The sequence below is a fragment of the Streptococcus rubneri genome, assembly GCF_004785935.1.
GTDB lineage: Bacteria > Bacillota > Bacilli > Lactobacillales > Streptococcaceae > Streptococcus > Streptococcus rubneri.
In genome coordinates this window covers 968,985-980,325 of sequence record NZ_SRRP01000001.1, presented here as the reverse complement: position 1 = coordinate 980,325, position 11,341 = coordinate 968,985, and the positions used below count along the sequence as shown (strand labels likewise).

At 42.4% G+C, this 11,341-nt stretch carries 9 protein-coding genes; all 9 read left to right on the top strand.

The window, feature by feature from the left end:
- The first annotated feature begins 121 nt into the window (after window positions 1–121).
- Window positions 122–823 carry a response regulator YycF gene (gene yycF / locus E5S68_RS04955; RefSeq protein ID WP_135782593.1) on the top strand — a complete coding sequence of 234 codons (702 nt, stop codon included), beginning with the start codon at window positions 122–124 and terminating at the stop codon, window positions 821–823.
- Window positions 816–2,162: a cell wall metabolism sensor histidine kinase VicK gene (vicK, locus tag E5S68_RS04950; protein ID WP_135782592.1), complete on the top strand. Its 1,347-nt coding sequence runs from the start codon at window positions 816–818 to the stop codon at window positions 2,160–2,162. The genes yycF and vicK overlap by 8 nt, the downstream gene beginning before the upstream one ends.
- A gap of 8 nt (window positions 2,163–2,170) precedes the next feature.
- Window positions 2,171–2,980: an exodeoxyribonuclease WalJ gene (locus tag E5S68_RS04945; RefSeq protein ID WP_135782591.1), complete on the top strand. Its 810-nt coding sequence runs from the start codon at window positions 2,171–2,173 to the stop codon at window positions 2,978–2,980.
- A 211-nt stretch (window positions 2,981–3,191) separates the two neighbouring features.
- A complete protein-coding gene (locus E5S68_RS04935; RefSeq protein WP_398575107.1) occupies window positions 3,192–3,581 on the top strand; it encodes a YbaN family protein in 390 nt (129 codons plus the stop codon).
- Between the two features lie 158 nt (window positions 3,582–3,739).
- The gene (rnc, locus tag E5S68_RS04930; RefSeq protein WP_135783099.1) at window positions 3,740–4,441 is read left to right on the top strand and encodes a ribonuclease III; all 702 of its coding nucleotides are present in this window, start codon (window positions 3,740–3,742) and stop codon (window positions 4,439–4,441) included.
- A complete protein-coding gene (gene smc / locus E5S68_RS04925) occupies window positions 4,432–7,977 on the top strand; it encodes a chromosome segregation protein SMC (protein ID WP_135782590.1) in 3,546 nt (1,181 codons plus the stop codon). Before rnc ends, smc begins: the two co-directional genes overlap by 10 nt.
- Entirely contained in the window at window positions 7,967–8,764 is a 798-nt protein-coding gene (locus tag E5S68_RS04920; RefSeq protein ID WP_135782589.1) for a Cof-type HAD-IIB family hydrolase, read from the top strand. Before smc ends, E5S68_RS04920 begins: the two co-directional genes overlap by 11 nt.
- On the top strand, window positions 8,761–9,582 hold the full coding sequence (locus E5S68_RS04915; RefSeq protein ID WP_135782588.1) for a Cof-type HAD-IIB family hydrolase: 822 nt from the start codon (window positions 8,761–8,763) through the stop codon (window positions 9,580–9,582). The genes E5S68_RS04920 and E5S68_RS04915 overlap by 4 nt, the downstream gene beginning before the upstream one ends.
- On the top strand, window positions 9,582–11,306 hold the full coding sequence (ftsY, locus tag E5S68_RS04910; protein ID WP_135782587.1) for a signal recognition particle-docking protein FtsY: 1,725 nt from the start codon (window positions 9,582–9,584) through the stop codon (window positions 11,304–11,306). Before E5S68_RS04915 ends, ftsY begins: the two co-directional genes overlap by 1 nt.
- Window positions 11,307–11,341 lie beyond the last annotated feature (35 nt).

Genomic DNA, 11,341 nt, shown 5'->3' with positions numbered 1-11,341 from the left:
CTTTTATCTTTCAAAACAAATTAAGCCAGTACTCCACTTTTTTCTAGAATTTTGCTATAATGAAAAGACAGAGATTTGAAGAAGTAAAAGAACAAAAATAAAAAAAGAAGTAGGTATGGGAATGAAGAAAATCCTTGTCGTAGACGATGAAAAACCAATCTCGGATATTATTAAATTTAACATGGCTAAAGAAGGGTACGAAGTGCTAACAGCCTTTGATGGAAAAGAGGCCTTGGCTGTTTTTGAGGCAGAGAATCCAGATATTTTGATTTTGGATCTCATGTTGCCTGAGATTGATGGTTTAGAAGTAGCTCGTACCATTCGCAAGACCAGTAATGTTCCGATTATTGTCCTTTCTGCGAAAGATACAGAATTTGATAAGGTCATTGGTCTTGAGATAGGTGCGGATGACTATGTAACGAAGCCTTTCTCAAATCGTGAGTTGCAAGCTCGGGTTAAAGCTTTGCTACGTCGGACAGAATTAGTTGTGGAAGTGAAAACAGATTCTAAGTCGGAATCAGAGATCAGTATTGGGGAATTAAAAATTATTCCAGATGCTTTCCTGGCTCAGAAAAAAGGAAAAGAATTAGAATTAACGCATCGGGAATTTGAATTGCTCTACCATCTTGCTACTCATGTGGGACAAGTAATGACCCGTGAGCACTTGCTTGAGACAGTCTGGGGTTACGATTATTTTGGAGATGTTCGGACAGTGGATGTTACCATTCGTCGTTTACGTGAAAAAATTGAGGATATTCCTGGACGTCCAGAGTATATTTTAACGCGCCGTGGTGTTGGCTATTATATGAGAAACAATGACTAATCAATTAAAGGAATTTTTCACCTCCTACAATTTTGTCTTTGTTCTAATCACACTTGGATTTATTATTGTAGTTGCTTTATTAGTTTTAGAGAATCGACGAGACAATCTAAAGCTACGTCTATTGAATGAAAAAATTAAGAGTCTGATTTCGGGTGAATATTCGGATATTATCGATTTGCAAGGAAGTCCAGAACTAACAGAGATTTCTAATAATATCAATGATTTATCCGAAGTCATTCGTTTGACCCATGAAAATTTAGAGCAAGAGACCAAGCGATTGACTAGTATCCTGTCCTATATGACGGATGGAGTTTTGGCTACCAACCGTCGTGGACAAATTATCTTGGTCAACGAGATGGCAGCTAAACAGCTCAATGTGGTTGTCGAAGAGGTTATGAATACCAGTATTCTGGATTTGTTAGGGATTGGGGAAGATTATGAACTACGAGATCTAATTACCAATGTTCCAGAGTTGACCATCGATTCTCTAGATGAGAATGGTGAATACATTTCTTTGAGGGTTCGCTTTGCTTTGATTCGGAGAGAATCTGGTTTCATTTCTGGTTTAGTAGCCGTCTTGCACGATACGACAGAACAAGACAAAGAAGAACGGGAACGTCGCTTGTTTGTTTCGAATGTTAGCCATGAGCTTCGGACTCCTTTGACCAGTGTCAAATCATACTTAGAAGCCTTAGATGATGGGGCCATTTCAGAGCCAGTAGCTCCAGATTTTGTCAAGGTTTCCCTGACGGAAACCAATCGTATGATGCGGATGGTGACGGATTTGTTGAGTCTTTCACGGATTGACAATGAGACCAGTCAGTTAGATATTGAGTTGACCAATTTTACAGCCTTCATTACCTTCATTTTGAACCGTTTTGATAAAATGAAGAGTCAGGCAGGTGAAAAAAAATATGATATCATTCGTGAATATCCTATTTCTCCAATTTGGGTAGAAATTGATACGGATAAGATGACACAGGTCCTTGACAATATCCTGAATAATGCCATTAAGTATTCTCCTGATGGTGGGGAAATTCGAGTAGGGATGAAGACGACAGATGCCCAATTGATTATTTCCATATCTGATGAAGGATTGGGTATTCCTAAGAAAGACCTGCCTCGTATTTTTGATCGCTTTTATCGCGTGGATAAGGCACGTAGTCGCGCCCAGGGTGGGACTGGTTTAGGACTTGCCATTGCGAAGGAAATTATCAAGCAGCACAAAGGATTTATTTGGGCCAAGAGTGAATATGGAAAAGGTTCTACTTTCACGATTGTTCTACCATATGATAAAGATGCTATCCTAGATGATGGATGGGATAATGAGGATGAATAAGAAAACCAATGGATGAAAAAGGATTTAAATACAGTATCCTAGCTTCTGGATCAAGTGGGAATTCCTTCTATCTAGAAACACCTAAGAAAAAAATACTTGTAGATGCAGGTTTATCCGGGAAGAAAATTACAGGTTTGCTTGCAGAGATTGATCGCAAACCTGAAGATCTGGATGCGATTCTTATCACACATGAACATTCGGATCACATCCATGGAATTGGTGTGCTAGCACGCAAATACGGGATGGACCTATACGCCAATGAAGCTACATGGAAGGCTATGGAGGGAAGCAAGTACCTTGGGAAGGTGGATGACTCCCAGAAACATCTTTTTGAGATGGGCAAGACCCTAACCTTTGGAGATCTGGATGTGGAAAGTTTTGGTGTCAGCCACGATGCAGCTGCTCCCCAGTTCTATCGTTTCATGAAAGACGGTAAGAGTTTTGTCATGCTGACGGATACAGGTTATGTCAGTGATCGAATGGCAGGGATTGTTGAAAATGCAGATGGCTATTTGATCGAGTCCAACCACGATGTGGAAATCCTACGAGCTGGCTCTTATGCTTGGCGATTAAAGCAGCGGATTTTATCCGATTTGGGTCACCTCTCTAATGAAGATGGTGCGGATGCCATGATTCGGACCCTAGGCAATAAGACTAAGAAAATTTATCTGGGCCACTTATCCAAGGAAAACAATATCAAGGAATTGGCCCATATGACCATGGTTAATCAACTGGCTCGAGCAGATTTGGCAGTAGGTCATGATTTTGAAGTGTTGGATACATCTCCGGATACAGCGACTCCATTAGTAGATATCTAAATGATTAAAAAGAGAGTGGGACAGAAATCGGTAATTCGTTAGAATTCGATTTCGTCGTCCCACCTCCGCACAGTTGAGTAGGGCTATAAAGCTGATGAAATCAGCGTAGTAGAGCCCACTCAACCACTGCGTCTTGCTCGACAATCCAAAGACAATTGAGAGGCTAGGAGTTTTGTCTCAGCCTCTTTTAGGTCAGTAGTGTAAGCTTGAAATGAGTGGAAGGATAGGAGCAGTTAGTTTGAAATATGTGTATATAACAGTAGGGTTTATTTCCTTAGGATTAGGGATTATTGGGATTCCATTACCTATTTTACCAACGACCCCATTTCTTTTATTAGCTATGGCTTGTTTTGCCAAGAGTTCTCAACGCTTTGAAAAATGGTTGCATGGGACCAAGTTGTACCAAACTTATGTAGCAGATTATCGGGAAACAAAGTCGATCTCTAAGAAGCGGAAAAAACGAATTATTTTACAAATTTATCTTTTGATGGGGATTTCCATTTACCTGGCTCCACTCTGGTTTGTGAAATTAGGTCTAGTGGGATTAACTATTTTTATAAGCTATTATTTGTTCAAAGTGATTCCGGATAAAGAAGAATAAGATAAGGAAAGAAAAGGTCCTAAATCCTATCTTGAAAACAAGGGAAAGGAGTGCGATACGCACTCTTTTTTGGTATAATAGAGGGGTGTATCTTTTGGACAGAATAGGTCACAGGATTCGATCCAGATGCATAAATGAAGAAAGAAAGTAGTAACGTGATGCAAGCCTTATATAACCTCCTTGCTGAGAAATTTCGTCTGACTTTTGACGATACAGAATTGTTGGAAACAGCTTTTACACATACCTCATATGCGAATGAGCATCGCCTCTTAAAAATTTCACATAATGAACGTTTGGAATTTTTAGGAGACGCTGTTCTCCAGTTAGTGATTTCCGAATATTTATTTGCCCTCTACCCAAGTAAGCCAGAGGGTGATTTGTCAAAAATGCGTTCCATGATTGTTCGTGAGGAAAGCCTGGCAGGTTTTTCCCGTGATTGTGGTTTCGATCAATTTATCAAACTTGGCAAGGGAGAGGAAAAATCTGGTGGACGGAACCGCGACACCATCTTAGGAGATTTGTTTGAAGCTTTTCTAGGAGCCTTGCTCTTGGATAAGGGAGTGGAGGCTGTTCGAGAATTCATTCAACAAGTCATGATTCCTAAAGTTGAAGCGGGACAATTTGAACAAGTGATAGACTATAAGACACGCTTACAAGAATTGCTCCAGATTCATGGTGATGTGCTAATTAGCTACGAAGTGACGAGCGAGTCAGGTCCTGCTCATGCTAAAGAATTTGAAGTTCAGGTCACTGTAAATGGAAAAGTAATCGGTGAAGGCCGTGGCCGGTCAAAAAAGGCTGCAGAACAAGAGGCAGCTAAAAAAGCTGTGGAGAATAAGGTGGATCCCTCATGTATTTAAAGGAAATTGAGATTCAAGGATTTAAGTCTTTCGCAGACAAGACTCGAGTCGTCTTTGACCAAGGGGTAACGGCAGTTGTTGGCCCAAATGGATCTGGAAAATCGAATATTACGGAAAGTTTGCGCTGGGCTTTAGGAGAGTCAAGCGTCAAGAGTTTGCGTGGTGGCAAGATGCCTGACGTTATTTTTGCAGGGACTGAAACCCGTAAACCCTTAAACTATGCCTGTGTAACAGTGGTGCTCGATAACCGAGACGCTTTTATCAAACATGCTGCTAAGGAAATTCGAGTGGAGCGCCATATTTATCGCTCGGGTGATAGTGAGTACAAGATTGATGGTAAGAAAGTCCGTTTGAGAGATGTCCATGATCTCTTTATGGATACTGGACTTGGGAGAGATTCTTTCTCTATTATTTCCCAAGGGAAGGTCGAGGAAATCTTCAACTCCAAACCAGAAGAGAGACGGGCTATTTTTGAGGAAGCGGCGGGAGTTCTTAAATTTAAGACTCGTCGCAAGGAAACGGAAGCTAAGTTGGTTCAGACCCAAGATAATTTGGACCGTCTGGAAGACATTATTTTTGAATTAGAAGGGCAAATAAAACCTCTTGAAAAGCAAGCGCTTGTGGCCAAACGTTTCTTAAAATTGGATCAACAACGCCAAATTCTCTATTTGGATGTTTTGATCGCACAAATTGAAGTCAATAAAAAAGACTATGATCAAGCCGTCCAAGAAGAAGCTACCATTCAGGAACAATTAAAGGCTTATTACCAGAAAAGAGAAGAGTATGAAGCAGAAAGCCTCCGCTTGAAACAGAGTCGTCAGGCCCTTCAGCACCAATTATCGGATGATCAAGCTAGTCTCTTAGAATTGACTCGCCTTTTAAGTGATTTGGAAAAACAAATCGAATTGGCACGCTTGGAGTCGCAACAGGTCGCCCGAAGCCGTCAGGAAAATCAAGAGCGGGTCAATAGTCTGGAAGAACGCCTACAAGTTCTTCGGAATCAGTTGGAAGAAAAACAAGCCAATACAAAGAGTCTTCAAGAAGAATTGCAAAAGAGTCAAGAAGCTCTTGAAGGTCTGGAGAAAGAGTTGGCCAGCTTCTCAGAAGATCCAGATCAGGTGATTGATTATTTACGTGAAAAATACGTGGCCTTGATGCAGGATGAAGCGGAGCGGTCAAACGAGTTAACAACCATTGAAAATCAATTGGAAGCCTCAGTTCAATTGTCACAAAGTAAAAAGGAAGATTACAAAAATCAAATCCAAATGGTGACAGAATTGCAGGAAAAAGAGCAGGTTGCTCAAGAAGCTTATCAAGGAGCTCAAGAGCATCTGAAACACTTGCTTGAAACCTATCAGTCAGAGGCAAAATTGTTTGAGGAAGCTCGCCAGGCTTATCAAAGGGCGCAAGCCAAGATGTTTGATTTACTGGATCAAAGTAAGGAAAAACAGGCTCGCATTAACAGTTTAGAGGCGATTCAAAAAAATCATAGCAATTTTTATGCGGGTGTGAAGAGTGTCTTACAAGAAGCGGCTCGCTTAGGTGGGATCGTGGGGGCTGTCAGTGAAAAGCTCTCCTTTTCACCAGAGTATCAGACTGCCTTAGAGATTGCTCTGGGAGCCAGCAGTCAGCATATTATCGTAGAAGACGAAGGAGCAGCAACACGGGCAATCGAACATCTGAAGAAGAATCGCTCGGGTCGGGCAACCTTCCTTCCTTTGACTACTATTAAACCACGCTTCCTTGCAGGAAAGAATCAAGAACTGATTGAAGCCTGTCCAGGATTCCTAGGGATGGCTAGCAGTTTGGTGAACTATGATCCTTCCCTCGAGTCGATTTTCCAAAACCTTTTGGGTGTCACGGCTATTTTTGATACGATTGAGCACGCCAAGGCGGCTGCCCGCAAGGTTGCCTACCAAGTTCGTATTGTAACGCTCGATGGAACTGAGCTTCGCACAGGTGGATCCTATGCAGGGGGTGCGAATCGAACCAATAATTCGATTTTTATCAAGCCAGAACTGGATCGCTTGAACCAAGAATTGGCTTCTCTTCAGAAGAACTTGCGAGAAGTAGAAGGACAAGTGCAAGAGCAACAGGACCAAGTGAGTCAATCGCAAGAAAAACTAGAATCTTTGAAAGGCCAAGGAGAAGGGGCTCGACTAGAAGAGCAACGCCTTCAACTGGTTTTTGAGCAAGCTCACCAGCAACTCTTGGATGCCCAAGAACTGTTAGAAGTTATCCGTACAGAGCTGGATGAAGGTAGCGACCAAGAGCTTCTCCAAAAACGGGATTACTTGCAAGCGCGACTGAAAGAAATTGGGGCGGAAAAAGAGCAAGTCACTGCTGAGATTGAAGAAGTTAAGCTCAATAAAGATGTCGTTGTCGAGAAAATTGAAAATTTACGAGCAGCCATTGCCAAGCTCCAATTACAGAAAACAGAGTTGAAGAGTCGATTGACCTATGACCAGACAGATGCCGAACGCTTGCAGCAAGAGTTGGCTTCTACTGAACGGGAAATCCAGGCTCTCCAATATGCGATTGAGCAGGGAGAAGATCGACATGAGCAAATCGATGTTTCTATCCTTGAAAAACAACTGCAAGCAAGCCTTCAAGAGAAAACCGCTCTGGAACAAGCTGTGATTCGTAAGCAATTTGAATTAGAGGATTTGGAAGGTCAGTCTGAAGATGTGGCGGGTCATATGGAACAAGCCCGTCGTCAAAATGAGGAGTGGATTCGTCTCCAGGCTAAAGCAGAATCCAATCGCGATCGCTTGGCAGATAAGCTAAATAAACTGATGTTAGCTCTGACCGATGAATTCAAGATGAGTTTTGAGGAAGCGTCTAAACAGGCCAATGAGCTAGAAAATCTAGCCCAGTCTGAGCAAGCCTTAAAAGACTTGGAGAAAGCGATTAAAGCCTTAGGACCTGTCAATATTGATGCTATCGAACAATACGATGAGGTCAAGACGCGATTTGATTTCCTTTCCGGACAACGAGAAGATGTCTTGGCAGCCAAAAATCTTCTTCTCGAAACCATTAATGACATGAATGATGAGGTGAAAGAACGCTTTAAATCTACATTCGAAGCGATTCGTGAATCCTTCCGAGTCACCTTTAAACAGATGTTTGGGGGAGGATCAGCTGATCTTATCTTGACGGATGGAGATCTCTTGTCAGCTGGGGTCGAGATTTCTGTCCAACCGCCTGGTAAGAAAATTCAATCCTTGAATTTGATGAGTGGTGGGGAGAAAGCCTTGTCAGCATTGGCGTTACTCTTCTCAATCATTCGTGTCAAGACTATTCCATTTGTCATCTTGGATGAGGTAGAAGCGGCTCTAGACGAAGCCAATGTAAAACGGTTTGGAGATTATCTTAATCGTTTTGATAAGGAAAGTCAGTTTATCGTGGTTACCCACCGTAAGGGAACCATGGCTGCAGCAGATTCCATCTATGGAGTGACCATGCAAGAATCCGGAGTCTCTAAGATTGTATCTGTGAAGCTGAAAGATATAGAAGGAATGGATAATGGAAATTAAATTAGTCGCAACAGACATGGATGGGACCTTTTTGGATGAAAATCATGAATTTGATCAAGCTTTATTCCTAAAGGTACTAAAGAAGTTTCAAGAAAAAGGGACCTACTTTGTGGCAGCAAGTGGTCGGCCTCTCCTCTCTTTGAAGACAATCTTTAAAGAGGTCCAGGATCAGATTATTTTCATAGCTGAAAACGGCAGTGTTGTTGAGTTTCATGGTGAAGATGTCTATGAAGCGACCATGAGTCCAGATTTTTATCAAGCCATGTTTGCTAAGTTGCAGGAAAGTCCCTATTTTGATAAAAATAAGTGCTTATTAACGGGAAAACGCGGGAGCTATGTTTTAAAGACCGTTGATCCAGACTATCTAACTGCTTCGCAAAATTACAATGAAAACATTCAAATGGTGTCAGATTTTTCAGAAATTGATGATCTTGTCTTTAAGATGACCACCAATTTTGACCAAGAAGTATTAGCGGAAGGTGAGGCCTGGGTTACCCAAAATGTTGAGGGTGTTAAGGCCATGACGACGGGTTATGAGTGTATTGATATTGTCTTGGATTATGTGGACAAGGGAGTCGCCATTCAAGCCCTAATGGATAAGTTGGGCATTAGTCGAGACCAAGTCCTAGCTTTTGGAGATAATCTCAATGATCTTCATATGATGCAGGTTGTTGGCCATCCAATTGCACCAGAAAATGCCCGTCCAGAGATTTTGGAATTGGCTGAAACCATATTGCCCCATCATTCGACAGGATCTGTCCTGCGCTATATGGAGGAAGAATTATGAATCAGATTAAGGTTATCGCACTAGACTTGGACGGTACTCTCTTAAATTCAGAAAAGAAAATCTCCCCTCGGAACCTGGCTGCCATTCGTGCAGCTCAAGAAAAAGGGGTCAAGGTGGTTTTGACGACGGGACGTCCTCTCAAGGCCATGGATTTTCTGCTCCAAGAGATTGGAACAGCCGGCTTGTCGGATGAATACACCATTACCTTTAATGGAGGCTTGGTACAAAAGAATACAGGAGAGATCATTGCGAAAACAGTTTTCTCTCGAGATGATGTCGTCCGCATTTATGAAGAGACAGAGGCCCTTGGTTTGCCCCTAGACGCCATTAGTGAGGGGAATGTTTATACACTGGCATCTGATCAAGAATCTCTTTACCCTCTCTATAATCCTTACTTGAACTTTATTCCTGTTTCTATTGAGGATTTGTCCAGTCAGATAGCTTATAATAAGTGTGTGACAGCCTTTCAACAGGACTATTTGGATGGAGCTATTTCAAAGATTTCTCCTGACTTAGGGGAGCGTTTTGAGATTTTTAAATCCAGAGACATGCTCTTGGAATGGTGCCCCAAAGGTGTTCAAAAAGATCGAGGCTTGGAGGCTTTGGTTGCGTATTTAGGAATCGATGCTAGTCAAGTCATGGCTTGTGGTGATGAGGCCAACGATGCCAGCATGTTAAAATGGGCAGGACTAGGAATCGCCATGGCCAATGCGGTGGATGAGGTGAAGAAAATCGCTACCCTTGTTTCGGACTACACCAATGATGAAGATGCAGTCGGAAGAGCGATTGAAGAATATGTATTGAAGGAGGGTCAATAATGGGATTATTTGACCGACTATTTGGAAGAAAAGAAGAAGCAAAACCACAAGCCCAAGATCATACAGAAGAGCTTGTGGAAAGTCCTGAGGAAGCAAGTTCCTTAGTTGAGCCAGAAACAAGTAAGGCTTCACAAAGTGATGATGCTAAGATTTCGGCAATGGAAGCCTACTATGCGGAATTGAAAGAGCGAATGGCTGCCGAATCAGCGCAATCAGCTCAAGAGTCGAAAGCATTTAGTGAAGAAGTACCTACAGAAGAGCCTGTCAAACAGGATACAGCTGTCGAGGAAGAGGCCCCTTCTCAAGTAGAGCAGGATACCTCTCCTGAGGAAGTAGCTGAGCCAGCTCCTGTGACTGAAGACCAGACTTTAGAACTAGAAGCTTCACAAGAAGTGAGTGTGAATGAGGAGCAGCTAGATTCTTCATCAGATCTTGCCCAAGAAACCCTTGAAGAAGAAGTTCTTGAAAGGCCAGATACAGAAGCTGAGACTTCAAGCTCTTCCAAAGAACCTGAGGAGGTAGTTGAAGAAGAGTCTGAAGTTGTGCCAGAATTGGAAGTGGTAAAGGAAGCACCAATTCTTGAAGAAGAAACAGCTGAAAGTTCAGAGGCAGTAACCGAAGAGCTTGAAGTAGAATCACCAGTAGAGGCCCCTACTAACGAATCCGATTTTTCAGAAGGGGTTGAAGCAGAATTGTCAGTAGAGGAACCTACTAGCGAACCTGAAATTTCAGAAGAAGTTGAAGAAGAGTCTGTAGTAGAAGAAACGACAAGTGATCCAGAGATTGCTGAACCAACAGAAACGGTTCAAGAAAAATACAATCGGAGCTTGAAGAAAACTCGGACCGGCTTTGGAGCAGCTCTTAATGCCTTCTTTGCTAACTTCCGTTCTGTCGATGAAGAATTCTTTGAAGAGTTAGAAGAACTCTTGATTATGAGTGACGTCGGAGTCCAGGTCGCTTCGAATCTGACGGAAGAGCTCCGATATGAAGCACGCTTGGAAAATGCCAAAAAACCGGATGCTTTGCGTCGCGTGATTATTGAAAAATTGGTGGATCTCTATGAAAAAGATGGCCAATACAATGAGCAAATCAACTTTAAAGACGGCTTGACCGTCATGCTTTTTGTGGGAGTAAATGGCGTTGGGAAAACAACCTCAATCGGAAAACTGGCTCATAAGTACAAGAAGGAAGGAAAAAAGGTGATGTTGGTCGCAGCAGATACCTTCCGAGCAGGCGCCGTTGCTCAGTTGGCTGAATGGGGACGCCGTGTGGATGTGCCCGTTGTCACAGGTCCTGAAAAATCAGATCCTGCAAGTGTAGTCTTTGATGGAATGGAACGGGCCGTGGCAGAGCAAGTCGATGTTTTGATGATTGATACAGCTGGTCGCCTGCAGAACAAAGACAATCTGATGGCCGAATTAGAAAAAATCGGTCGCATTATCAAACGGGTGGATCCTACGGCCCCTCATGAAACCTTCTTGGCCCTAGATGCTTCCACAGGACAAAATGCACTGGTTCAAGCTAAGGAATTCTCAAAGATTACTCCGATTACCGGTATCGTTCTCACTAAGATTGATGGAACAGCTCGAGGAGGAGTGGTTCTTGCGATTCGAGAAGAATTGGATATTCCAGTGAAATTAATCGGTTTTGGTGAAAAAATCGATGATATCGGTGAATTCAATTCTGAAAACTTTATGCGTGGCTTGTTAGAAGGCTTGATATAAGCAAAAAACTCATCTCTAGAAAGAGATGAGTTTTT